The organism is Pseudomonas sp. AP42 (genome assembly GCF_001728935.1).
Lineage (GTDB): Bacteria > Pseudomonadota > Gammaproteobacteria > Pseudomonadales > Pseudomonadaceae > Aquipseudomonas > Aquipseudomonas lactis.
The window spans coordinates 1-23,728 of the sequence record NZ_LYSO01000096.1 but is presented as its reverse complement, the minus strand read 5'-3'; the positions used below and the strand labels follow the sequence as shown (position 1 = coordinate 23,728).

Annotated in this window: 25 protein-coding genes and 1 tRNA gene; 12 read left to right on the top strand and 14 right to left on the bottom strand. The window is 60.2% G+C overall.

Annotation, left to right across the window (positions count from 1 at the left end; all coding sequences use genetic code 11):
• Positions 1 to 167: 167 nt before the first annotated feature.
• Positions 168 to 1,040 carry a LysR substrate-binding domain-containing protein gene (locus A7K61_RS24180; RefSeq protein WP_069558516.1) on the bottom strand — a complete coding sequence of 291 codons (873 nt, stop codon included), beginning with the start codon at positions 1,038 to 1,040 and terminating at the stop codon, positions 168 to 170.
• Between the two features lie 111 nt (positions 1,041 to 1,151).
• Between A7K61_RS24180 and A7K61_RS24175 the strand changes: the two genes are divergently transcribed.
• The 3 genes from A7K61_RS24175 to A7K61_RS24165 all read left to right on the top strand — a co-directional run bounded on the left by A7K61_RS24175 (position 1,152) and on the right by A7K61_RS24165 (position 5,249).
• Entirely contained in the window at positions 1,152 to 2,774 is a 1,623-nt protein-coding gene (locus tag A7K61_RS24175) for a 5-guanidino-2-oxopentanoate decarboxylase (protein ID WP_069558515.1), read from the top strand.
• 214 nt (positions 2,775 to 2,988) lie between these two features.
• On the top strand, positions 2,989 to 4,176 hold the full coding sequence (locus tag A7K61_RS24170) for a cyanate transporter (protein ID WP_069558514.1): 1,188 nt from the start codon (positions 2,989 to 2,991) through the stop codon (positions 4,174 to 4,176).
• Between the two features lie 137 nt (positions 4,177 to 4,313).
• Positions 4,314 to 5,249, top strand: coding sequence for a LysR family transcriptional regulator (locus tag A7K61_RS24165; protein ID WP_069558513.1), 936 nt, complete (start codon positions 4,314 to 4,316; stop codon positions 5,247 to 5,249).
• Positions 5,250 to 5,357: 108 nt separating this feature from the next.
• Here A7K61_RS24165 and A7K61_RS24160 read toward each other — a convergent pair whose 3' ends face one another.
• The 3 genes from A7K61_RS24160 to A7K61_RS33225 form a co-directional block, all read right to left on the bottom strand.
• On the bottom strand, positions 5,358 to 5,720 hold the full coding sequence (locus A7K61_RS24160) for a 5-carboxymethyl-2-hydroxymuconate Delta-isomerase (RefSeq protein WP_069558512.1): 363 nt from the start codon (positions 5,718 to 5,720) through the stop codon (positions 5,358 to 5,360).
• A gap of 57 nt (positions 5,721 to 5,777) precedes the next feature.
• Positions 5,778 to 6,701, bottom strand: a complete 924-nt coding sequence (locus tag A7K61_RS24155) for a LysR substrate-binding domain-containing protein (RefSeq protein ID WP_014717462.1) — start codon at positions 6,699 to 6,701, stop codon at positions 5,778 to 5,780.
• A gap of 191 nt (positions 6,702 to 6,892) precedes the next feature.
• A complete protein-coding gene (locus A7K61_RS33225) occupies positions 6,893 to 7,036 on the bottom strand; it encodes a hypothetical protein (RefSeq protein ID WP_003189552.1) in 144 nt (47 codons plus the stop codon).
• A 196-nt stretch (positions 7,037 to 7,232) separates the two neighbouring features.
• Here A7K61_RS33225 and A7K61_RS24150 point away from each other — a divergent pair, with 196 nt between their 5' ends.
• Positions 7,233 to 8,540 carry an MFS transporter gene (locus tag A7K61_RS24150; RefSeq protein ID WP_069558511.1) on the top strand — a complete coding sequence of 436 codons (1,308 nt, stop codon included), beginning with the start codon at positions 7,233 to 7,235 and terminating at the stop codon, positions 8,538 to 8,540.
• On the top strand, positions 8,537 to 9,295 hold the full coding sequence (locus A7K61_RS24145) for a substrate-binding domain-containing protein (protein ID WP_044272858.1): 759 nt from the start codon (positions 8,537 to 8,539) through the stop codon (positions 9,293 to 9,295). The genes A7K61_RS24150 and A7K61_RS24145 overlap by 4 nt, the downstream gene beginning before the upstream one ends.
• Here the strand turns inward: A7K61_RS24145 and A7K61_RS24140 are convergent.
• The 4 genes from A7K61_RS24140 to A7K61_RS24125 all read right to left on the bottom strand — a co-directional run bounded on the left by A7K61_RS24140 (position 9,287) and on the right by A7K61_RS24125 (position 14,118).
• Complete coding sequence (locus A7K61_RS24140) at positions 9,287 to 10,189, bottom strand: LysR family transcriptional regulator (RefSeq protein ID WP_069558517.1); 903 nt, start codon at positions 10,187 to 10,189, stop codon at positions 9,287 to 9,289. The genes A7K61_RS24145 and A7K61_RS24140 overlap by 9 nt on opposite strands.
• Positions 10,190 to 10,388: 199 nt before the next feature.
• Positions 10,389 to 11,426, bottom strand: coding sequence for a histone deacetylase family protein (locus tag A7K61_RS24135; protein WP_069558510.1), 1,038 nt, complete (start codon positions 11,424 to 11,426; stop codon positions 10,389 to 10,391).
• Between the two features lie 131 nt (positions 11,427 to 11,557).
• Positions 11,558 to 12,790 carry a Zn-dependent hydrolase gene (locus A7K61_RS24130; protein WP_069558509.1) on the bottom strand — a complete coding sequence of 411 codons (1,233 nt, stop codon included), beginning with the start codon at positions 12,788 to 12,790 and terminating at the stop codon, positions 11,558 to 11,560.
• 11 nt (positions 12,791 to 12,801) lie between these two features.
• Positions 12,802 to 14,118, bottom strand: a complete 1,317-nt coding sequence (locus A7K61_RS24125) for an MFS transporter (protein WP_069558508.1) — start codon at positions 14,116 to 14,118, stop codon at positions 12,802 to 12,804.
• A gap of 157 nt (positions 14,119 to 14,275) precedes the next feature.
• Between A7K61_RS24125 and A7K61_RS24120 the strand changes: the two genes are divergently transcribed.
• From A7K61_RS24120 to A7K61_RS24110, 3 genes are all read left to right on the top strand, one after another.
• A complete protein-coding gene (locus A7K61_RS24120; protein WP_069558507.1) occupies positions 14,276 to 15,220 on the top strand; it encodes a LysR family transcriptional regulator in 945 nt (314 codons plus the stop codon).
• A gap of 52 nt (positions 15,221 to 15,272) precedes the next feature.
• Positions 15,273 to 15,560: a DNA-binding transcriptional regulator gene (locus A7K61_RS24115; protein ID WP_069558506.1), complete on the top strand. Its 288-nt coding sequence runs from the start codon at positions 15,273 to 15,275 to the stop codon at positions 15,558 to 15,560.
• Positions 15,561 to 15,803: 243 nt separating this feature from the next.
• A complete protein-coding gene (locus A7K61_RS24110; RefSeq protein WP_069558505.1) occupies positions 15,804 to 17,030 on the top strand; it encodes an MFS transporter in 1,227 nt (408 codons plus the stop codon).
• A 73-nt stretch (positions 17,031 to 17,103) separates the two neighbouring features.
• Here A7K61_RS24110 and A7K61_RS24105 read toward each other — a convergent pair whose 3' ends face one another.
• Complete coding sequence (locus A7K61_RS24105) at positions 17,104 to 17,355, bottom strand: DUF6124 family protein (protein WP_069558504.1); 252 nt, start codon at positions 17,353 to 17,355, stop codon at positions 17,104 to 17,106.
• Positions 17,356 to 17,997: 642 nt separating this feature from the next.
• Between A7K61_RS24105 and A7K61_RS24100 the strand changes: the two genes are divergently transcribed.
• A complete protein-coding gene (locus tag A7K61_RS24100; protein WP_020301039.1) occupies positions 17,998 to 18,237 on the top strand; it encodes a type II toxin-antitoxin system RelB/DinJ family antitoxin in 240 nt (79 codons plus the stop codon).
• Positions 18,227 to 18,520: a type II toxin-antitoxin system RelE/ParE family toxin gene (locus A7K61_RS24095; protein WP_047710304.1), complete on the top strand. Its 294-nt coding sequence runs from the start codon at positions 18,227 to 18,229 to the stop codon at positions 18,518 to 18,520. Before A7K61_RS24100 ends, A7K61_RS24095 begins: the two co-directional genes overlap by 11 nt.
• A 95-nt stretch (positions 18,521 to 18,615) precedes the next feature.
• Here A7K61_RS24095 and A7K61_RS24090 read toward each other — a convergent pair.
• From A7K61_RS24090 to dapA, 5 genes are all read right to left on the bottom strand, one after another.
• Positions 18,616 to 18,705, bottom strand: a tRNA-Ser gene (locus tag A7K61_RS24090).
• Between the two features lie 83 nt (positions 18,706 to 18,788).
• Positions 18,789 to 19,502 carry a phosphoribosylaminoimidazolesuccinocarboxamide synthase gene (gene purC / locus A7K61_RS24085; RefSeq protein ID WP_069558503.1) on the bottom strand — a complete coding sequence of 238 codons (714 nt, stop codon included), beginning with the start codon at positions 19,500 to 19,502 and terminating at the stop codon, positions 18,789 to 18,791.
• Positions 19,503 to 19,529: 27 nt separating this feature from the next.
• Positions 19,530 to 20,288 carry an MBL fold metallo-hydrolase gene (locus A7K61_RS24080; protein ID WP_003189469.1) on the bottom strand — a complete coding sequence of 253 codons (759 nt, stop codon included), beginning with the start codon at positions 20,286 to 20,288 and terminating at the stop codon, positions 19,530 to 19,532.
• A 4-nt stretch (positions 20,289 to 20,292) separates the two neighbouring features.
• Entirely contained in the window at positions 20,293 to 21,408 is a 1,116-nt protein-coding gene (gene bamC, locus A7K61_RS24075) for an outer membrane protein assembly factor BamC (protein WP_044272801.1), read from the bottom strand.
• A 17-nt stretch (positions 21,409 to 21,425) separates the two neighbouring features.
• Positions 21,426 to 22,304, bottom strand: a complete 879-nt coding sequence (gene dapA, locus A7K61_RS24070) for a 4-hydroxy-tetrahydrodipicolinate synthase (protein WP_047710303.1) — start codon at positions 22,302 to 22,304, stop codon at positions 21,426 to 21,428.
• 262 nt (positions 22,305 to 22,566) lie between these two features.
• On the opposite strand from dapA, the gene A7K61_RS24065 reads away from it, so the two are divergent.
• Together A7K61_RS24065 and A7K61_RS24060 are read left to right on the top strand one after the other, a co-directional pair.
• Positions 22,567 to 23,127: a glycine cleavage system protein R gene (locus tag A7K61_RS24065; RefSeq protein ID WP_003189463.1), complete on the top strand. Its 561-nt coding sequence runs from the start codon at positions 22,567 to 22,569 to the stop codon at positions 23,125 to 23,127.
• 14 nt (positions 23,128 to 23,141) lie between these two features.
• Entirely contained in the window at positions 23,142 to 23,615 is a 474-nt protein-coding gene (locus tag A7K61_RS24060; protein ID WP_069558502.1) for a peroxiredoxin, read from the top strand.
• The last annotated feature ends 113 nt before the right edge of the window (positions 23,616 to 23,728 follow it).

Sequence of the window (23,728 nt, the reverse complement as noted above, 5' to 3'; positions counted from 1 at the left end):
GTACCCCGTCCAACTGTGTTGACTGCCAGGCCGCCTTCGCGAGCAAGCCCGCACACAGTTGGATCGTGGGTTGTCTGGTAGATAGGCGTTGGCTTTCAGGCCGCCATCGCAGGCAAGCCAGCTCCCACAGTTGGATCGCGGCGAGTCAGGTAGATAGGCGCTGGCTGTCATCCCACACTGGCCTCACTGACCAACCAATCCATCAGCTCGACCAACCCAACCGACGGTTCCTTCCCCGGCGGATACGCCAAGTAATACCCCATCCCCGTCGACACCCGAAGCTCAAACGGCATCGCCAACCGCCCCGCCTTCAGATCCTCGCCAATCAGCGCACTGTCGCCCATCGCCACCCCAGTGCCCTGGGACGCCACAGTCATTGCCAAGTCCAACGTTTCGAAGTGATGCCGTTGGATGGGATCGCTCAAGCAGGCATTGGCAGCCTTGAGCCACAACGTCCAATCGCGCTCGTCTCGGGTCGGGTGCAACAACACCTGATGCTGCAAATCCTGCGGCGTACGCAAATTGCCCAGCAACCCAGGCACGCAGACCGGCGTAAGGCGCTCGTCGAACAGATGCCGCGCCTCGGCCGGCTGCTCGGCGATAGGCCCGTAGATCACCGCCGCGTCAAACGGCTCACGACGAAAGTCGACGTTATAGGCCACCGTCGTGGTGAGCTCCACCGGCACATCCGGGCGCTCTTTTTGCCAGTGCAGCAAGCGTGGCAACAGCCAGCGCATCACGCAGGTTGACGCTTTGAGCTGCAAGGTTCGGCGCCGGTCACCGATGTGTTCCACCGCGTCAGCGAGCAAGCCGAACACCTGTTGCGCGCACGCCAGCCATTCTCGCCCCTCCTGCGTCAGGCTCAAGCCCCGCGCCTGGCGCTGGAACAACGCGTAGCCCAACTGGCTTTCCAGCCCAGCCACCTGCCGGCTCACCGCGCCCTGGGTGATGTGCAGGTGTTCGGCGGCATGGGTGAAGTTGCAGCACTGAGCCGTGACCCAGAAGGTGTGCAACGCAGGTAACGGTGGAAGGCGTTTCATCGGGGCACAGCCATGACGGGAGGACATGGCGAGTATGACTTTTTATCGATTGTTGCCGCCACCGGCCAACCGCTCCAATAGCGCTTCGAATCCCTCACAAGAGCGACCTGTATGGCGACCTGCGGTGAAGTATTGGTGCACCTTTTGGAAAGCTACGGCGTGGACCACGTATTCGGCATCCCCGGCGTGCACACCGTGGAGCTGTACCGGGGCTTGGCGCGCTCCAGCATCCGGCATGTCACCCCGCGCCACGAACAGGGCGCCGGCTTCATGGCCGACGGCTATGCGCGTACCCGCGGCAAGCCGGGGGTGTGCTTTATCATCACCGGCCCTGGGATGACCAATATCACCACAGCCATGGGTCAGGCCTATGCCGACTCGATCCCGATGCTGGTGATTTCCAGCGTGCAGTCACGCAGCCAACTGGGCGGCGGGCGCGGCAAGTTGCATGAGCTGCCGAACCAGAGCGCGCTGGTGGCCGGGGTGGCGGCGTTCTCCCACACCTTGATGTCGGCGGCGGAGCTGCCAAGTGTGCTGGCGCGGGCGTTTGCGGTGTTCCAGGCCGGTCGGCCGCGCCCGGTGCATATCGAGATTCCCCTGGATGTGTTGGTGGAAAATGCCGACGCATTGCTGGGCAGCACGCCTGTCAGCGTCGCCCGCGCTGGCGCATCACCGGCGGCCGTGCAGCAGATAAGCCAGAGGCTGGCTGCGGCCAAGCGCCCGCTGATCCTGGCCGGTGGCGGCGCCATTGACGCAGCCGCCGAACTGACCCGTCTCGCAGAAGCCCTCGGCGCGCCCGTGGCCTTGACCATTAACGCCAAGGGCCTGTTGCCCGCCGCGCATCCACTGCTGATCGGCTCCACGCAAACACTGCCCGCCACCCGTGCCTTGGTGGCTGAAGCTGACGTGGTGCTGGCGATCGGCACGGAGTTGGCGGAGACCGACTACGACGTCACCTTCGCCGGTGGTTTCGACATTCCCGGTACGCTGCTGCGCATCGATATCGACCCGGACCAGACCGTACGCAACTACCCGCCTCAAGTTGCGCTAGTGGCCGACGCACGCATCGCCGCCCAGGCGCTGCTCACCGAAGTGAACCGTCAGCCATTGGCGCCTCGCTCGCCCGATTGGGGCACCGCACGCGTCGCCCGTTTGTGGGCCGAGCTGGAACCTGCGTGGGACGCTGCGACGCGTGCGCAAACCCGGTTTCTCAACGTCGTTCTGGAGGAACTGCCGGGCGTGGTGTTCGTGGGCGACTCCACTCAACCGGTGTACAGCGGCAACCTGACCCTGAACCTCGACCATCCACGCCGCTGGTTCAACGCCTCCACCGGGTACGGCACCCTGGGTTATGCCCTGCCCGCCGCCATTGGCGCCTGGCTCGGGCGCGGCGATGGCCAACCGGTGGTGTGCCTGATCGGCGACGGCGGGCTGCAATTTACCCTGCCGGAACTGGCCAGCGCGGTGGAGGCGCGTACACCGGTGATCGTGCTGTTGTGGAATAACCAGGGTTATGAAGAGATCAAGAAGTACATGGTCAACCGTGATATCGAGCCAGTGGGTGTGGACATCTACACGCCGGACTTTATCGGTGTGGCCAAGGCCCTGGGCTGCGCGGCGCAAAGCGTCCATGGCATTGAAGCGTTGCGCACTGCTTTACGTGCCGCCGCTGATCGCCAGGGGCCGACGCTGCTTGAAATCGACCAGGGGCGGTGGGAGTTACCGAGCCTGTAATCCCGGCCTGACAGCCAACCCATATCTCCCCGACGCTCCGCGATCAAATTGTGGGAGCGGGCTTGCTCGCGAAGGCGGCCCGCCAGCCAACGCCCAATGCGCGCTTACCTCCCCACTCGGCATCCGCATTTTTTCAATAGCCCCTGCGACTTTCTGATTTGCCCCGCTACACGCTGCATGGCCTGATTCGCCCTTGTTCATTCAAGGCAAACCCATGGAAAACGTTCAGGCAAAATCCACCACCGCCGTATGGCTGATGGTCAGCGTGGTGCTCGTCGCCCTCAACTTGCGCCCCTCGATGGCAGCCGTGGGGCCGCTGCTGGCGTCAATTCGCGCGGATGTGCCGCTAAGTTTCAGCAGCGCCGCCTTACTGACCATGTTGCCGGTCATGACCATGGGCCTGGCGATGTTCTTTGGCATGGGCCTGGCCAAGCGCGTGGGCGAGCATCGCAGCGTTGTGTTGTCGCTGCTGGTGATTGGGCTGGCGACTGTGTCGCGGCTGTTCCTGGATTCGGCACTGGAGCTGATCGTGAGTGCCATTGCGGCGGGTGTGGGCATTGCGCTGATCCAGGCGTTGATGCCGGCGCTGATCAAGTCGCGGTTCAGCGCCAACGTCTCGTTGTTCATGGGCCTGTATGTCACCGCAATCATGGGCGGCGCGGCCCTGGCAGCTTCGTTCTCACCGTTGGTACAAGCCCGGACCGGCAGTTGGCGTATCGGCCTGGCAATCTGGGCAGTGCTGGCGTTGCTGGCCCTGGTGTTCTGGTATGCCCAGCGCTCGGTCCTGCCGCCCTTGCCTCAAGCCGGTTCAGGCCCCCAGGAGGCATTTTTCAGCAATCGCCGCGCCTGGTTGCTGGCGATCTTTTTTGGCCTCGGCACCGCGTCCTACACCTGTGTGCTGGCGTGGCTGGCGCCCTACTACGTCGAGCAGGGTTGGAGTGAACAGAATGCCGGCTTGCTGCTGGGCTTCTTGACCGCCATGGAAGTGATCTCCGGCCTGGTCACCCCGGCCATCGCCAACCGCCGCCAGGATAAGCGTGGCGTGGTGGCGGTGTTGCTGGTGCTGATCATCCTGGGTTTCTGCGGGCTCATTCTCAGCCCGCAACACTGGAGCCTGTTGTGGCCATGCCTGCTCGGCCTGGGGATTGGCGGCCTGTTTCCGATGAGCCTGATCCTGTCCCTGGACCACCTCGACAACCCACGCCGCGCCGGTGGCCTTACCGCGTTCGTGCAGGGCATCGGTTATCTGATTGCCGGCCTGTCGCCGCTGATCGCCGGCATGATCCGCGACCGGTTGGGCAGCTTCGAATGGGCCTGGTGGTCATTGATGGCTGTGAGCGGGCTGATGCTGCTGATCGTGATGCGGTTCAACCCGGCGCATTACGCACGCCATATCCGCTGACGTCGTATTGCAAACACTTTTTGTCCCACACAAAACATTGAAGCGTCCTACAGAGCTTTCTATTGGTACGAGCGTTCCGTTAACATTTTGCTCAGTCTTGTACTGAGTTCGGTACAAAGGGTTTACGGACGAAACCGATGCTAAACAGTAACTTGCTCAGAAAGCTCGATATGCAGGATTTGATGGTGTTTATCGCCGTCTACGACCAGAGCAGCGTTACCGAGGTGTCCGAAACGCTGTTCGTCAGCCAGTCCACTGTGAGCTACAGCCTGAAGAAGCTGCGCACCAGCTTTGAAGATGAGCTGTTTATCAACACCCGCGCGGGCATGCGCCCTACGTACAAGGCCACCACCATGTACGAGCATGTGCAGAAGATTCTGGAAAGCATCAACCTGTGCCACGCCGGTGGCCAGGCGTTCGACCCGACCCAACAGGCGGTGACCTTCAATGTGTGCGCACCAGAATATTTCGAACAGTTGATCCTGCCGCGCCTGCTCAAGCGCTTCGACCATGCCGACCTGCCGGTGATCGTCAATGTGCAGAAGCTGGAAACCGACATCCCCGCCGACGACCTGCGTGAAGGTCGCTTGGACCTGGTGATCTGCTTCGGCCCGCACTTTCACCGCGCCCATAAAGACTTCAAGACCCAGATGCTGTTGGAGGACGACTTGGTCTGCGTGTGCGACCAACGCTCTGCACCCAGGGAATCGGCGTTCAGCCTGCAATCCTTCGTTGAGCGGCGCCACGTATTCCCAACGCCTTGGACCTCCGACACCAACATGATCGACGGCTGGCTCGCCCGCCAGGCCCGCAAGCGCCAGGTGATCGCGCGTGCCAACAGCTACAGCGCGGCATTGAAAATGATTGCCGGCACCGACTTCATCGTCACCCTGCCCCGCCGTGTGCAAAAGTTGCTGGCGCCAGCGCCGGCATTCGGTGTTTGCGAAGCCCCCAATGGGTTGCCGGGCTTCACCCTGGATATGCAGTGGAACGAAACCAGTGGGCAGGACAGCGCCAATACCTGGTTTCGTGAACAAGTGGTGAAGGTGTGCGCGGACCAAGGCCTGTTGTAGGAGCGAGCTTGCTCGCGAAGAACCAGAGTGCGCCGCTGTGAATCAGGCACCCCGCGTTATCGTTAGCGATCTTCGCGAGCAAGCTCGCTCCTACAGGGGTAGTGTGAGTCAGCCGATGGCGATTTTGCTGTAGGAATCGCGATCAATATCCAGCAGCTCGACACTCAGTTGTACCTGCACACCTTCGGGCCATGGGCCCAGGTCCTGGAGCACCGCCAGCAGGCTTTCTGACAGTTGTTTCTTGACCTGCGGCGAACGCCCACTCAATAACGCCAAACGCACCGCAACGAAACCGCGCTCCCCCAGGCCGGTGCCGACCCGAAAACGCTCGACCGTCACCGCACGGCTCTTGATGTCGAACTCGGCGCCGAACTGACCGGAGGCCACCAACGCATGATTAAGGCGCAACAGGGCCTTGTCGGTGTCCAGTTGCGTCAGGTTGGCGGTGTGTTCCAAGTGCAGGTGCGGCATGCTTTTCTCCGAGTTTTTTGTAGGAAGATGCCTAGCTATATACCACGGAAAAACACCTCAAGCCTTGGCCACCAGCCCTCTATCACTCATGAATGCCTCCAACCGAGAGCGCATCCAGCGTTCCGCCGGGTCGGTGTCAACGTGGCTGAGCCACACCATGGACAAATCCAGGGTCGGGGTTTCGAACGGGAACGGCTCGCAGAACAGGTTTCCGCTGGCAGCCATGGCCTGGGCGGTGTAATCCGGCAGGCTGGCGATCATGTCGGTGCCGGCAAGCAAGGCCGGCAACGAACTGTATTGCGGCACCGAGAGCACCACATGGCGTTTGCGGCCCACCTCTGCCAGCCACTCATCGGCAAACCCGGCCACGTTGGCGGTGTGGGACACCAACACGTGGGGCCGTGCGCAATATTCGTCGAGGGTCAGCGGTGTATCCGAGGCATCGGCACGCAGCAGGCACGGGCGGATGTGCCGCAACAGCTTGCGCTTGGCATTGGCCGGCAGCCCGCGGGTCTGGGTGATGCCGACGGTAATGTCGCCGGAAGCCAGCAGGTCTGGAATGCGCCAGTAGTCCACATGCTGCACCACAAACACCACCTGCGGCGCTTCCTGGCGCAAGGCGCGCAGCAAAGGTGGCAGCAGGCCAAACTCCACGTCATCGGACAGGCCGATGCGGAAAGTCATGGTACTGATGGACGGGTCGAAATCATGGGTCAGACTCAAGGCCGAAGACAGCGAGTCCAAAGCCGGCGACAGGTGCTGAATGATCTCCTCGGCACGCGCCGTAGGCTCCATGCGATGGCCGACACGAATAAACAGGGGGTCGTTGAACAGGGTACGCAGGCGGTTGAGGGCCGAGCTGATGGTCGGTTGGCCGAGAAACAGCTTCTCCGCCACCCGCGTCACATTGCGCTCGAGCATCAGTGCTTCGAAGACCACCATCAGGTTGATGTCGGCCTTGCGTAATTCATTGCGATTCATCGGCGCCTGCCCCTTTCCCCAAGACAAGCGGCAGTTTAGGAAGGCTGGGGACCTGCGTCTATGTGCACGGTAAAACATGTGGGAGCGGGCTTGCTCGCGAATGCAATGGTTCAGCCGACGACTCCGTTGACTGACACACCGCCTTCGCGAGCAAGCCCGCTCCCACAATTAGACCGCGTTTTACCTGATGCTCAGGGTTTTAGCGGACGTTCCTGGTCACGTTCGGAAAGCTCGGTGCCGTCGTCCGGATGCTTCCAGGTTTGCGGTTTTTCGTCTTCGCGCGGCTGCCGGGGTTCTTCACGCTCCGGCTTGTTGTGCTGCTGTTCGTTCCCCATAGCGACCTCCGCCGATAAGAATTGGACCCAGGCTCAAGCATAGAACACGGCAGCCGTTTTGAAGCTGGCTCAGATTGATAGCCAACGCACATCAATCAATCCAAATTTGTCACTTATCATTTCTAAATGTGTCAGCCACTATCCCAAGTCTTAAGCGAAACAAGCACTTTAAAAAGAACGCTGGAGACACAAAACCATGACGACCCCTTCCCGGCCTGCGGCTGCCCCCTCGAAAGTAGGCGCGGTATTGCGCGTGACTTCGGGCAATTTCCTCGAACAGTTCGACTTTTTCCTGTTCGGTTTCTACGCCACCTATATCGCTGCCGCGTTCTTCCCGGCCGCTAATGAGTTTGCGTCATTAATGATGACCTTCGCCGTGTTCGGCGCGGGCTTCCTGATGCGGCCATTGGGCGCGATTATTCTGGGTGCCTACATCGATGACGTGGGCCGTTGCAAAGGCTTGATCGTGACCTTGTCGATCATGGCCAGCGGTACGCTGCTGATCGTGCTGGTACCGAGTTATCAGACCATCGGCCTATGGGCGCCATTGCTGGTGCTGTTGGGGCGCCTACTGCAAGGCTTCTCGGCCGGCGCGGAACTGGGTGGCGTGTCGGTGTACCTGTCCGAAATGGCCACGCCAGGCCGTAAAGGCTTCTACACCAGCTGGCAGTCGGGTAGCCAACAGATCTCCATCGTCGTCGCCGCAGCCCTGGGTTATGGCTTGAACGTGTGGATGGAACCTGCGGTGGTGGCCGATTGGGGCTGGCGGATTCCGTTTGCCGTCGGTTGCGTGATCATTCCGTTTATCTTCGTGCTGCGTCGCAACCTGCAGGAAACCGAAGAGTTCGCCAACCGCAAGCATCGCCCGACCATGCGTGAAGTGATGGCGACCTTGGTGAAGAACTGGACCGTAGTCATCGGCGGCATGCTGATGGTGGCCATGACCACCACCGCGTTCTACCTGATCACCGTGTACGCACCGACCTTCGGCAAAACCGTGTTGCACCTGAGCACCTCGGACGCCTTGCTGGTGACCTTGCTGGTCGCGATTTCGAACTTTTTCTGGCTGCCGATCGGCGGCACGTTAAGCGACCGCTTCGGCCGTAAACCGGTGCTGATCGCCATGACGGTGCTGACTGTCCTTACGGCTTATCCAGCGCTGTCCTACGTGGTCAACGCCCCCAGCTTTGCACACATGCTGGAAACCCTGCTGTGGTTCTCGTTCCTGTATGGCATGTACAACGGCGCGATGATCCCGGCGCTCACCGAAATCATGCCGGTGGAAGTGCGCGTGGCGGGTTTCTCCCTGGCTTACAGCCTGGCGACGGCAGTGTTCGGTGGCTTTACCCCGGCGATTTCGACCTGGTTCATTCACATCACCGAAGACAAGGCTTCACCTGCGTACTGGATGATCTTCGCCGCGCTGTGTGCCTTGTGTTCGACCCTGGCGTTGTATCGCCGCGCCAACACCCGTGGCCAAGTCATGCAGGAGGCCGCGCAATGAAGCCGCTGTTCAAGACCCTCACCGCTGTCGTCCTCGGCACCCTGGCGCTGACCGCCCAGGCCGAGCAACTCAAGGTCATGACCTCGGGCGGCTTCACCGCCGCGTATAAATTGCTCGGTCCGCAATACGCCGAGCAAAGCGGGGATACCCTCGACACCATCCTTGGCCCGTCCATGGGCAAGGCGCCGGAAGCGATTCCCAACCGTCTGGCCCGTGGCGAACACGCCGACGTGGTGATCATGGTCGGCTATGCCCTGGATGAGTTGATCAAACAAGGTAAGGTCGACCCCGCCTCCCGCGTGGAATTGGCGGACTCGCGGATCGGCCTGGTGGTGAAGGAAGGTGCAGCCAAACCTGCGATCAATACCGATGCCGAGCTCAAGGCTGTGCTGAGCAAAGCCAAGTCGGTGGCCTATTCCGATAGCGCCAGCGGCGTGTACGTCGAGAAGCAATTGTTCAAGAAACTCGGCATGCCGGCCAAAGGCACCATGATCGAACGCGTGCCGGTGGGCGAGCAGGTAGCCAAGGGCGATTACGAAGTCGGCTTGCAGCAAGTGGCGGAGTTGTTGCCGGTCAAGGGTGTAACGTTTGTAGGCAAGATCCCGGAAGACGTGCAGTCCGTTACCCGTTTTGCCGCCGGTATTCCTGTGAACGCCGAACACCCGGAGCGGGCCAAGGCGCTGTTGCAGTTCATGGCATCGCCCGAGGCCCAACCGGAGGTGCAATCCACCGGCCTGGACTCGGTGTCACGCTGACCGGAACGGCATCTCCCGCACCAAACGCTCCAACTCCAGCGCCGCCGGTGGCAACGTCCGCCCGCGGCGCTTGATCAAGCCCACATTGCGCAGCACATGGGGCTCCACCAGCGGCACACTGACCAGAATCGGGTGAGTGTGCGCCGGCATCGCAATCGACGGCACCATCGCTACGCCCAACCCCGCCTCCACCAGCCCGATCATGGTGGTCACGTGGTGCGTCTCGCAGATACTCGGCTTTTTCACCCGCACCCCACGCAGGGCCTGGTCGAGCAGGAAGCGGTTGCCCGACGTCTTGTCCACCTCGATGTAGTCATGCTCATAGGCCTCGGTCCAGCTCACGCTGTCACGCTCAGCCAGAGGGTGATCACGCCGACAGGCCAGCACGTAGCGCTCCTGCAACAGCAACTCGAACTCCACCTCATCGGCCAGGCTGCCGCTGAAACTCACACCAAAGTCCGCCTCGCCGCTGGCCACCGCATTGCTCACCTCGCCGGCACTGGCATCCAACACCCGCAGGCGAATCTTCGGATACAGCTTGTGGAATTCGGAGATCACGTGGGGCATGAAGTAGTACGCGGTAGACGGCACGCAGGCGATGGTGACATTCCCCATGCGCGTCGAGGCAACGTTGCTGATACCCATCAGCGCGATGTCGAGATCATCCAGCATGCGCTCGACCTGGGGCAAAAACGCACGCCCGACCATGGTCAGGCTGACCCGCCGCGTAGTGCGTTCGAACAATTTTACATCCAGCGCCGATTCGAGCTTTTCGATACGCCGGCTGAGGGCCGGTTGCGAGATACGGATGGCCTCGGCAGCGCCACGAAAACTGCCCTTGTCCACCACGGCGCGGAAGGCTTGGAGGTCGTTGAGGTCGAAGTTGATGATCACGGGAGGCAGGCCAAAGTGGTCGAGATGACGAGCATTATCGTCTGGGAGCCGGTGGGATGCCATGTGTGCCGAGAGGGTTTGCCGAGATCATCCTGTTACACATATGGAGTCATACATATCAGCGGGTTATCGGCCGCCGAACGAGCGCCCATCAATGTATGAAAAGCCTGCTGAAAACTGATCAACAGGCTTTTAGCACTTAGTCGCCTGATCGCTTCTCCCAAGCCGCTGGCGTACTGAAAAACGCCTGAGCGTTACTGTCCAGCGTCTCCAGGTGATAACCACCCTCCTGCACGATCAGGCACGGCAACCCCAGCCCTCGAATGTACTGCCCCAACCGCGCAAAGCCTTCGCGCGTCACCGCGACTTTGCTTTGGGGGTCCAGCTCGTAGATATCAAAGCCCAATGACAACACCAGCACATCCGCCGAGAAGCTCTTTACCGCTGCCAGGGCCTGCTCCAGCTTTTCGAAGAACACCGCTTCGCTGGAACCATGGGCCATCGGCAGGTTGAGGTTGTACCCTTCGCCGACGCCGTTGCCTTTTTCCTCGGCAAAGCCTGCCACGCCCGGATAGAAGTTGGTTGGGTCGCCGTGGATCGACACATACAGCACGTCATCGCGGTCGTAGAAAATTTCCTGGATGCCCTGCCCGTGATGCATATCGGTATCGAGCACGGCGACACGCTGGAAACCTTGGCGCAGCGCTTGCGCAGCCACGGCCGCATTGTTGATGTAACAGAAGCCACCGGCCGCGTCGAAGCGAGCGTGATGGCCCGGGGGCCGGCACAAGGCATAGGCGGCGGGTGCGCCATCGAGGATGTCACCCGCTGCGGCAACGGCGCTCTGGGCTGACCAATAAGCCGAGCGCCAGGTCAGCTCACCGATCGGGCAACTGCCATCGGCCAGGTAGCGCGCAGCCTGGGCCAGGATGCCGCGCAGGGCATTGGGTTCACGCACAAAGATGTTGGACATGACTTCGTCGCCCCAGTCTTCGGGGATATCTTTCCAGCGCTGGTGAGCTTCTTGAAGAAAAGCCAGGTAGGCGCCGCCGTGTACAGCGAGCAATGGATCCATACCGTAATCGGTCGGTTGCTGGATATCGAAACCCAGGGTTTGCGCAGCCAGCAGCAGGTTGCGCGCACGCTCGGGAACCTCCTGGGGCGTGCGCATCTGGCCGCGAGAGTAGTAGCTGCGTGGATGATGCAGGAGTTGTTCGGGGTGGAAAAACGTCTTCATGAGTTGCTCCTGGATAAACACAGAACCTGTGGGAGCTGGCTTGCCTGCGATAGCGGTGAATCAGGCAGTACATTGTTCTCTGACAGTCCGCTATCGCAGGCAAGCCAGCTCCCACATGGGCATGGTTTCCTTTAGAAATGAACGCGCCCGGCGCGTTTCAACACGGCGTTGAGCAGCACGTCGGTGCCCTGGCGTACATCGTCGGGCAAGACATCTTCGGCTTCGTTGTGGCTGAGGCCGCCGACGCAGGGGATGAAGATCATCGCGGTGGGGCAATAGCGCGCCAGGTGAATCGCATCATGGCCGGCGCCGCTGACGATGTTCTGCTGGCTGTAGCCCAAGGCGTCAACCGCAGCCTGCACGCAGGCCACGCACTCGGCGTCAAACGGCGTGGCCGGGCTGATCCAGTGCGGCGTGATGGTGACGCTCAGGCCACGGTTGTCCGCGATTGCCTGCAGGCGTGCACGCACTTGCTGCTCCATGGCGTCGATATCGGCGTCGTGGTGATGGCGCAGGTCGACGGTAAAATTGAGCAAGCCGGGAATGGTGTTGCGCGACGACTTAGCGATGCTCAGTTCACCCACAGTGGTGAGCCCCTGCGGGGCAAAATCGGCAGCGAGGTTTTCCAGGGCCTGGATCATTTTCGCCGCGCCGTACAGCGCATCTTTACGCAACGGCATCGGCGTGGTGCCGGCGTGCGCGGCCATACCTTCGACCCGCACATCGAGCCAACGGATCGCTTGACCACCGGTGACTACGCCGATGCTGTTGGCGTTGTCCTCCAGGATCGGGCCTTGCTCGATATGCGCCTCGAAATACGCATCCACTGCGCCACCCAACGGGCGCTCACCGTTGTAGCCGGTGGTGCGCAACGCCTCGGCCACGCTGATACCGTCGACATCGGCGGTGGCCAGTGCCTTGTCCAGGGCGAGCGTGCCGGTGAATACCGCGGAGCCCAGCATGGCCGGGGTGAAACGGGCGCCCTCCTCGTTGGTCCACACCGCAATTTCCAATGGCTTGCGTGTCTGGATACCGTGGTCGTCAAGGCTGCGGATCACCTCCAGGCCAGCCAACACGCCGTACACGCCATCAAAGCGTCCGCCTTCGGGCTGGGTATCCAGGTGGCTGCCCATCATCACCGGGGCGGCGTCATTGTCGGTACCCGCGCGGCGAGCGAACAGGTTGCCGATAGCGTCCACGCTCAACGTCAGGCCAGCGGCTTTACACCAGTGACTGAACAGCTCCCGACCGGCCTTGTCTTCGGCGCTCAATGCCAGACGGCAGCTGCCACCGCGTGCCGTCGCGCCGATCTCGGCCATGGCCATCAGGCTATGCCACAGGCGCTCGCCATTAATCTTCAACATTGCTGACTCCCTTAACTGTGTGCCATTTCCAGGCGATGAGCCGTGGCGTGGCGGCGTGACAAAGCGAGTACACACACCAACGACACCCCTGCGATCACGCTGTAGAACACCGCCATCGGCCACCATTGGCCCAGGTATTGATGGGCCAGCCAGGTGCCGATCAGCGGCGTCAAGCCACCGGCCAACGCGCCGCATACCTGGTAAGCCAGGGAGATCGCGGTATAGCGCACACGGGTTTCAAACAGGCCGCTGACATAACCCGCGATCACGGCGTAGAACGACGCCATGCACACCACCGCCAAGGCAATGCCGAGGATGATCAAGGGCGCCTGGCCGCTGCTGACCAAGACGAACATCGGATACGGCGAAGCCATTGCCAGTACGCACATGGCGCACAGGAACCGCGTAGCGCCGACCTTCTCTGCCACCCAGGCGGCCAATGGCTGAACGCAGAACTGGATAATGGCCACGAAGAACAGGCATTCCAGGATCAGCGATCGCGGTAGGTCCAATTGCTGAGTGCTGTAGGCAATCATGAAGGTGTTGGTGAAATACACGCCGGCAATGCCCAACGTGTTGGCGCCAATGCACAGCAACAGTGGGCGCCAAGCGGTCTTCAGCACTTCCAGTACGGGGGCTTGGTCCTGCTTGATGGCGCGGGCTTTTTCCGCCTGGGCTTTTTCTTCGAGGAACTCCGGCGACTCGTTCACACCCAGGCGAATCGCCAGTCCGACCACCAGCAGCAAGGCACTGGCCAGGAACGGCAGGCGCCAGCCCCAGCTGAGCAGGTCTTCTTCCGGCAGACGGGTGACAGCGCTGAACGCCAGCAAGGAAAGAATCAAACCGGCCGGGCTACCCAACTGCGCAAAGGATGCAAAGAAGTTACGGCGCCCCTTCGGCGCATGTTCCCCGGCCATCAACACCGCCCCGCCCCACTCGCCGCCGACCGCGATGCCCTGCACCACTCGCAGCAAAATCAGCAACACCGGGGCCGCAGCGCCGATCTGGGCATAGGTCGGCAACAGGCCGATGCACACCGTCACCACGCCCATCATCACGAGGGTGATCACCAGGGACTTCTTGCGCCCGATGCGGTCGCCGATATGGCCGAATACCACGCCACCCAAAGGTCGCGCGAAAAAGCCCACGGCGAAGGTGCCGAAGGCGGCCATGGTGCTGAACAATTTATCGTCTGAGGGGAAGAACAGCTGACCGAACACCAGCGCCGCAGCGGTGGCATAGATGTAAAAGTCGTACCACTCGATCATGGTGCCGATAAAAGCGGCGGCCGCGGCACGGCGAGGCTGCGGCGAAGCGGAAGGCTTCATGGGGCTGGCTCCTTTGGTTATTTTTTTGGCAGGAGAAGGTCAAACCGGTGCGCTCTGGTGGCGCTTGTTAAGCCCGATTTTTCGGCCTGGGGCTATGATTAGTCAATTTTCTATTTATTATCTTGATTATAAGAACTGCTTATTATCGAGCGACCCCATGCCCGAATCTCGCCGCGATATTCACCCCCTGCTCAATGACCGCCTGGACTGGAACCTGCTGCGCACCTTCCGCGTGATCGGCCAGGAACTGAGCATCAGCCGCGCCGCTGCGCGCCTGCACCTGACGCAACCGGCCATCAGCCAAGCGCTCAAGCGCCTGGAAGAGCAATTGGGCTGTCAACTCATCGCGCGTCGCGGCCCACGCTTTGTACTCACCGAGGCGGGTGAACAGATCTTCGCGATCGCCGGTGAGATGTACGGCCAGGTGTCGCAGATGAGCAACGCCCTGCAAAAGCCCGGGGATGAAGTGATCGGCAAAGTGCGCTTGCTGATGATCAGCCGGATTAATTCCGACACTTTCGATGACTTTCTCGCGGGTTTTCATCGCGAGCATCCACGGGTCGAGCTGGAAGTCGAAGTGATGCGCAGCTCCGACATCGTCGCCGCCCTGCTGGAAAAAACCGCAACCCTGGGGCTCAGCCTCAACCGTCGGCCACAGCCACGCCTGGAACAGCATCTGTTTCTGCGTCAGCGCTATGCGTTTTTTTGTGGGAAACACCACCCCTTGTTCGGACGCACAGGCTTGGTCGAAGGGGACTTGCAGTCGGAAAACTTCGTGAGTTTTACCAGCGACCAGATCGGCGGGATGCTCTCGCCGCTGACGATTTTTCGCGATCAGCAAGGGTTCGGCGGGCGGATCGTGGCGTCATCATCCAGCCTGGAAGAAGTGCGGCGATTGGTGATTGCGGGGTTTGGTTTGGGCTGCTTACCGACTCATGTGGTGGCGGACGATGTGAAGAACGGGCTGCTGTGGCGGTTGCCGCCGGATGAGGGAATTGCGGATGTGGATATTCACCTGTTGTGGAACCGGGAGCAGAAGATGAGCCGGGCGGAGGGGGTGTTTATTGAGTGTCTTTTGGGGCGGTTGGCCGACGTATCTTGACTGCCGACGAGCGCAAGTCACTGAAGGCTGCGATTGAGCACTGGAGATAGCTATGAGCAGATTTTTTGATGAATTGATGGAAAGCGTTCAAGAGATGAACGAGATCCTGCGCCGAGAACGCGAACCTTCTCGTGAATTCCATGTTGATTCAATGCGAGTCAAAGAGATCCGTAAGGCGACAGGGCTGACCCAGGCTAAATTCGCAGCGCTGATTGATGTGCAACTTGGCACATTACGTAACTGGGAGCAGGGTCGTCGTGAACCTACCGGACCAGCAAAGGCATTGTTGAAAGCTATCCATAATGACCCAGTCCATGTACTGAATGCATTGGCTAGCTAAAATAAGACTCCACCGCTGCGGCTTGAACATCGTCATAACCGGAAAAGCTCGGAGCTGACTCAGCGACGGGCTTTTTCGTTTGTGCGGCAGATTTAAGGCTCTTTAAAACCTCACATCGATAGCACTGATGATTACTATCGAAACGAGCGCCTGCTCGATTGCCAGCACTGATTCCTATAATCGCCCCCAGCTTCCCTCTCCTGCGTCTGACTTCAGGCGACTTTCACCTTGGAATCCCACACCATGCCAAGCGCGAGCCAGGCCTCTAACGGCCTTCCCGAACATAATCAACAAAGCGTCAAACAGCAGTGGCTGGCGATTCTTTCGGTCGCCGTGGGTGCCTTTGCCCTGGTGACCAGCGAGTTTCTGCCGGTGGGCGTGCTCAACGACGTCGCCAGCGACTTGGGCATCAGTGCCGGCCACGCAGGCCTGATGGTCACCCTGCCCGGCATCATGGCGGCCCTTGCCGCGCCGTTGCTGTCGGTTGGCATTGGCGCCATGGACCGCCGCTATCTGCTGATCGGCCTGACGCTGGTCATGATCCTCGCCAACGGGGTGGTGGCCTTTGCCACCGATTTCAGCCTGCTGCTGTTCGGGCGTGTATTGCTCGGCATCAGCATCGGCGGCTTCTGGGCCACGGCCATCGCCCTCAGCGGCAGGCTGGCGCCCAAGGGCGTCGGCGTCGCAAAAGCCACGTCGATCATCATGATGGGCGTGACCCTAGCCACCGTACTCGGCGTGCCCGTAGGCACCTGGCTCAGCGGCCTGATGGGCTGGCGCATGACCTTTCTGGTCACCGCGCTGGTGGGAGTGCCAGTGCTGCTGGCGCAAGTCTTCCTACTGCCGCGCCTCAAACCGGAAAAGGCCATTGAGGTTCGTGACCTGCCAGCCCTGTTTATCAACCCACAAGCGCGGGTCGGGTTGATTGCCGTACTGCTGATCGGCCTGGCGCACTTTGCTGCGTACACCTATGTGGCGCCGTTCTTCAAAAACAGCTCCGGCTTCGACGGGCCGGCGATTGGCTCATTGTTGCTGCTGTATGGCGTGGCAGGCGTACTGGGCAATGTGTTCGCCGGCTTCGCCGCCAACCGCAGCGTGCGTAACACCTTGCTGCTGGTCGCGCTGATGATCGGGACCAGCACCGCCCTGTTCCCCTACTTCGCCACCGGTATGACAGGCGCCGTGGTGCTGATCGCACTCTGGGGCTTTGCCTTTGGCGCCTTCCCGGCCTGCGCCAGTATCTGGATGTTCGTGGTGGCGCCCAAGGATGTGGAACGAGGCATGCCGCTGTTCGTGGCGCTGTTTCAGGTGATCATTGCCCTGGGCTCGTTCTTTGGTGGACGGATCGTCGACCAAATGGGCAGCGCGGTGTTGTTGAGCCTGGCCACTGTGTTGGTGGGGTTGGGGTTTGCGACCGTGCTGGTGTTGGGCCGCAAGGTGAGCAACAGCTTGGTGGCGCAGCCTGCCTGACCGAGTTGCAGCCACAAAAAAGCCTGCTGAGCGTTGAGTTCAGCAGGCATTTTTTCGTTTCAGAAGCAGGTATTTATTTGGCCGTGGGGAAAGCACGCTCGAGGACAGCGTCCACCAGGGCTTGCGCGTTCTCAATCAATTGAGCCAGGGCCATGATCACGGGCGACTGTGTGCTGACTGGATCTTCGGCGCATTGGTAAGCGGTTTGCAGGGCAGATGACAGGATTTCGGTGGCGTTTGTGAGGGCTTCTTCGGTGCCGACGTCGGCGCCTACATGGAATATTTTACGCGGGGAAAATTCGGAATCAGAATCGAGATTGCTCATTGTGTAGCTCCTGTATGCAATGGGAACTGCCACATCCCGCTGTCAAACAGGATCAGGTGGCAGCTGTGCGCGGGTTGACAGACCGGTATACAGGACCCGGCGCACCCGAAGATGCCCCACGCACAGCCGCCATAAAACGACGTCACAGCAGAAACGCTGTAATCGCATGGAGGTCGTACACCTGTAAATCAGTCTGTCAAAACCGGTCGCCATGAGGGCGACGGCGGAAGGTTAGCGCCCTACCCCAGCCAACGCAACCCTGCTCGAAAACCGCCGAACCCGCATAACGTAAGCACCTGTTTCGGAAAAGCTTGGTAACCAGAATGCCCACCGGAATCCTTGTGCGCATAAGCCTGCGAGCTAGTCTCAAAAAGGTCGCCACCGGGGCGGCATACTGTCAAGGGTGCTTACATGCCAACAAGATATCGCGATGCGGTCACAGGTGAATACGTAACAGAGCAAGAGGCGAAGAAAAGACCAAGGGAAACGGTGAAAGAAACCGATAAAAAGCGCCCGGCGAAGCCGACGGCCAAAAAGTAGGATCAACAGATGAGAGCGATTGCCGTATGTCCAGACAGACTTGCCAATGAAACCCGATTGCTCCAATGTAATGACCAACGTCATTACACAAGGAGTTATCCTTTGGCATCTATCAACATCCGTATCGATGACGACCTGAAAACTCGCGCCTACTTAGAGCTGGAGAAACTCGGTGTCACCCCTTCCGAACTGATACGCCAGGCGTTGCAATATGTTGCCGAGCGCGGCCAACTGCCATTTAAGCCTGTGCTGATGACTGAAGAGGATGAAGCCTTGATGGCGACCGTACGTGAGCGTCTTGCATCGCCTCAACGCGTGAGGGTTTCTTTGGATGACCTATAGCCTTGATTTTGATGCGCGTGCATTGAAGGAATGGCAAAAGCTCGGTGACACCCTCCGTCAGCAACTCAAAAAGAAGCTAGTCGAAATCCTGAACAACCCACGTATTGAGGCTAATCGCCTACATAGCCTGCCTGACTGCTACAAGATCAAACTGCGTAGCAACGGGTACAGGCTGGTGTATCAAGTGATCGATCAGGAAATTACGGTGTTCGTGGTCGCCGTTGATAAACGTGAGCGTGATCAGGCTTATCGCAAAGCGTCTGAGCGCCTTGAACAGCGCTAGGCAGGACTACAACAAATCCCTGAAGCAGCCGTTAATAACGGCCGGAAACGAAAAAGCCCCGCAGCTTATTCAGCTACAGGGCTTTTTCTATGTAATGGCGGAGAGATAGGGATTCGAACCCTAGGTACCGGTGAAGGTACAACGGATTTCGAATCCGTCCCATTCGGCCACTCTGGCATCTCTCCAACGGCGCGCATCATAACAGCATGATTGATGGATGCAAAGCGCCGAAGCGATTTTTTTCCGTGCTATCAGATGCTTGCGTCGATTACAGCGGTACGCCGAGGCGGTTGGCGACTTCTTCGTAGGCTTCGATCACGTCACCGAGGCCTTGGCGGAAGCGGTCTTTGTCCATCTTCTTCTTGGTGTCCTTGTCCCACAGGCGGCAGCCGTCCGGGCTGAATTCGTCGCCCAGGACGATGGAGCCGTCGTGGAATACGCCGAATTCGAGTTTGAAGTCCACCAGCAACAGGCCTGCATCGTCGAACAGCTTGCTCAGCACGTCGTTGACCTTGAGGGACAACTCCTTCATGCGCGTCAGCTGCTCAGCAGTGCCCCAGCCGAACGCCACGACGTGGGATTCGTTGATGAACGGGTCGCCCTTGGCGTCGTCCTTCAGGAACAGTTCGAAGGTGTAAGGGTTGAGCTTGAGGCCCTCTTCCACGCCCAAACGCTTGACCAGGCTGCCGGCGGCGTAGTTACGCACGACGCATTCCACCGGGATCATGTCGAGCTTCTTGACCAGGCATTCGTTGTCGCCCAGCAGTTTGTCGAATTGGGTCGGGATACCGGCCGCTTCGAGTTTCTGCATGATGAAGGCGTTGAACTTGTTGTTCACCATGCCTTTGCGGTCAAGCTGTTCGATGCGCTTGCCGTCGAACGCCGAGGTGTCGTTGCGAAACAGCAGGATCAGGCGGTTGGCGTCGTCGGTCTTGTACACCGACTTGGCTTTGCCGCGGTAGAGTTCTTCACGTTTTTCCATGATGGGCTCCGCTTTGAGTAAGGTGGGCTAGGCGATGTGTCGCCAGTCGAGCCCTGAATCTTGATCGGCCAGTTGCAGCCAGTCCGGGTCGCACCCTAGAGTGTCGACAAAACATTGCCGGGCAAGCGTCGGCAGGTTGTTCTTGCTGCTGAGGTGAGCCAGGACCAGGTGTTGCAGGTCTTGCCAGCCCAACTCATACACCAGGTATGCGGCCTGGTGGTTGTTCAAATGTCCCAGCTCGCCGCCCACCCGCTGCTTGAGAAAGTAAGGGTAATGACCGCGTGCCAGCAGGTCTCGGCAGTGGTTGGACTCGATCATCAAGGCATCGAGATCCCGGTAACCCTCCAGCACCTTGGCGCAATAAGAACCCAGATCGGTGAGCACACCGAAGCGCCGCTCACCGTCACTGAATACATATTGCGTCGGCTCCTGGGCATCATGAGCAACCGCAACAACATTGATGCTCAGGGCGCCAATTTGCAGTTGCTCACCACCGGCCAGGAAGCCAGCAGGCTCAATGGGTTTGCGCATCCCGCGCAACGTGCCGCGACTCAAGTACACCGGTAAATTGTAGCGCCGAGACAGCAAACCCACGCCATGCACATGGTCGGCATGTTCGTGGGTTACCAGAATCGCGCTCAGTTGCGTGGGGTGAACCCCCAGGCGCAACAGGCGCCGCTCGGTTTCGCGCAGGGAGAAACCACAATCGACCAGCACGTACGTGTCATCATGGGCGACCAGCGTACCGTTCCCTTGGCTACCGCTGCCGAGAACGGCAAAACGCATGGGATCAGCCCAGGTTGTCTTGAATCACGCCCAACACTTTGCGCGCTGTTTCAGCTGGCGCGACGGTGTTGATGTTCTTCTCGACGGTGACTTGCACGCTTTCGCCCACCTTGCTCAAACGAACCTGGTAACGCTCGGCACGGGTTTCGATCTCTTCCTTGGTCGGCGCGCTGCCGAACAATTTGCCGAAGAAACCTGGCTCGTCGTCTTTCTTCTCGGCCTTTTCAGCCACGTTGATGTAGTACAGGCCCAGGCTGCGGTTGATGTCTTCAACGCGCCAAGGGCCCTGCTCCAACGCGCGGCCAACACTGGCCCAGGCGCGGTCGAGGTCTTCACCCAGGTTCAGCACGACGTTGCCGCTGCCGTCTTCGGTGAGGCTGACGCGGCTAGGGGTGTCGTAATCACGGGCGGCGAGCAGGGAAACGGAACCGCCCTTCTCGGAGATACGGCTCATGCTGGCCAGCATCTCGTCGACCAGCGCGGCGTCCACGCCGGTGTTGACCGAGCGCGGGGTGAAATCGACGTTGGCCGTGCTGCCGGCAGGCCGTTCGGCACTGACTACATAGACTTCGCTGGTGTTGCGCTGCACGCCAGGCTCGATGCGCACACGCACACGGGCTTCGCTGTCGGCGGCTACACCGCCCGCCAGCAGGCGCTGGGCCATGTTGGCAGACAGCTCACGACCTTGCTGCCACGCGGTGGTGAACTCACCGGTTTGCGGGCGCTGCTGGTCAAGGCGGAAACCGTTGTCCTGGAAGAACTGCACCGCCACCGGCCAGACTTCGGCAGGTGGACGCTGAGCCACGATCCAGCGGTTATCGCCGCTTTTTTGCAGGCTGTAGTCGCTGGCATCGGCCACGGCCATGATCGGCTGTGGGCGCGGCACTACGTACTCACCCTTGACCGTGTCGTCGGCGACGTTGCGTGGGATCGGCAGCAACGGGTCAAGGCGCTTGGCGACATTGACATCAGGCGGCAGTTGCATCGGTTTGGTTGCTTGCGCTTCCAGGTAATCGCTGCCGCGGTCACGGAAGTAGCCTTCCGGGCCCCATACCCAACCGCAGCCACTGGTGCTGGAGATAATCAAGGCAAGTGCGGAAAGTCCGGCCAATCGCTTCATGCGTAGTGCTTCCTCAATTAAACCAGGACGCCGGACTGGCGCAGGGCCTGTCGCAGCGGTTCGTGACAGGCTTCGCTGAGGCGGGTGAGCGGCAGACGGATACCGTCCGGCATCAGGCCCATCTCAAACAGTGCCCACTTCACGGGAATAGGATTGGATTCGATAAACAGTGTCTTGTTGAGCGGCATCAGCTTCTCGTGGATCGCACGAGCGGTGGCTGCATCGCCGGCAATGGCGGCGGCACACATATCGCTCATGGCGCGCGGGGCCACGTTGGCAGTCACGGAGATGTTGCCCTTGCCACCCAGCAGGATCAGCTCGACAGCGGTGGCGTCGTCACCGGAATACACCAGGAAGTCGTTGCTCACGCCGGCCAGGATGTCCTTGGCGCGCTGCAGGTCGCCGGTGGCTTCCTTGATGCCGATGATGTTCGGCACGGTGGACAGGCGGATCACGGTCTCGGCCTTCATGTCGCACGCGGTGCGGCCCGGCACATTGTAGAGGATCTGCGGGATCTGCACGGCTTCGGCAATGGCTTTGAAGTGCTGGTACAAGCCTTCCTGGGTCGGCTTGTTGTAGTACGGGGTTACCAGCAGGCAAGCGTCGGCGCCGGCCTTCTTGGCGTTCTTGGTCAGCTCGATCGCTTCACGCGTCGAGTTGGCGCCCGTACCGGCGATCACGGCAATGCGACCCGCCACGCGCTTGACCACGAACTCGATCACCTGGATGTGTTCTTCCACATCGAGGGTGGCCGATTCACCTGTGGTGCCGACCGCCACAATGGCGTTGGTGCCCTCTTGCAGGTGGAAGTCCACCAGTTTGCCCAGGCTGTCCCAGTCGAGACGACCTTGTGCATCCATGGGTGTGACCAGTGCCACCATACTGCCCGCAATCATGCAACCGCTCCTGCCGGAAAAAGAGAGCCGTAATGGTACTGGCGCCAAGATGCTTGTACAAGCGAAGTACCGCGTGAGGATGCGTTCTGGCGCAACTAAACGTCGGGCAATGCCATCATTGGGCCAAAGCACCGCCCGAAGCCGGCTGATCACGCAATGAAAACGCCACCTCCTAGCCCTTGGCGACGCTTTTCGCTACCCTTGATCCTTTGATCGATACCGCCCACACGGCATCGACCGCTCATCGCTTTAGGAAGGCTGCATGTCCACCCCCACAGTTCGCGAACAATTCCTTGTTATCAGTGCCCTCGGCGCCAACCCCATGGAGCTGACCAACGTGCTGTGCCGCGCCAGCCATGAGAACCGCTGCGCCGTCGTGACCTCCCGCCTCACCCGCCATGGCGAGTGCAGTGCGCTGGTCCTGCAGATTTCTGGCTCCTGGGATGCCTTGGCGCGCCTGGAAACCGGCCTGCCGGGCCTGGCCAAGAAGCATGACTTCACCGTCAACGTGGTACGCAGCGCCGCCCTGGAAAACCGCCCCCAGGCCCTGCCGTACGTAGCGTATGTCAGCTCGGCCTACCGCTCGGACATCGTCAACGAGCTGTGCCAGTTCTTTATCGACCATAACGTCGAACTGGAAAACCTGACCTGTGACACCTACCAGGCGCCACAAACCGGCGGCACCATGCTCAATGCCACCTTTACCGTGACTCTGCCGGCCGGCGTACAGATCAGTTGGCTGCGCGACCAGTTCCTGGATTTCGCCGATGCCCTGAACCTCGACGCCTTGATTGAGCCATGGCGCCCACAGAACCCAATGTAAGGAAGTACTTCTCTATGCCGGTAGCCATCGACACACCCGTGGCCGATTTCGAGGCCCAGGCCACCAGCGGCCAGACCTTCAGCCTCGCAGCCCTAAAGGGCAAGCAAGTGGTGATCTACTTTTACCCGAAAGACAGCACCCCTGGCTGCACCACCGAAGGCCAGGGTTTTCGTGACCAGTACGCCGCGTTCAAGGCCGCCAATACCGAAGTGTTCGGCGTGTCGCGTGACAGCGTGAAGTCCCACGAGAACTTCAAGGGCAAACAAGCATTTCCTTTCGAGCTGATCAGCGATAAAGACGAAGCGGTCTGCCAGCTGTTTGATGTGATCAAGTTGAAGAAGCTGTACGGCAAGGAATACCTGGGCGTGGATCGCAGCACCTTCCTGATCGACGGCCAAGGCGTGCTGCGCCAGGAATGGCGCGGCGTGAAAGTGCCGGGGCATGTTGATGCCGTGCTGGCGGCAGCGCAGGCGCTGAACAAGGCTTGATCTTGCCTCGATAAGCATAGACTTTGTGGGCTGTAGCAGCACACGGTAACCACGATGCGAAGCGAGTAGCTCTTGATCTTGATCTGCTTGTGATCTTGATCTCAAGCGCCCCG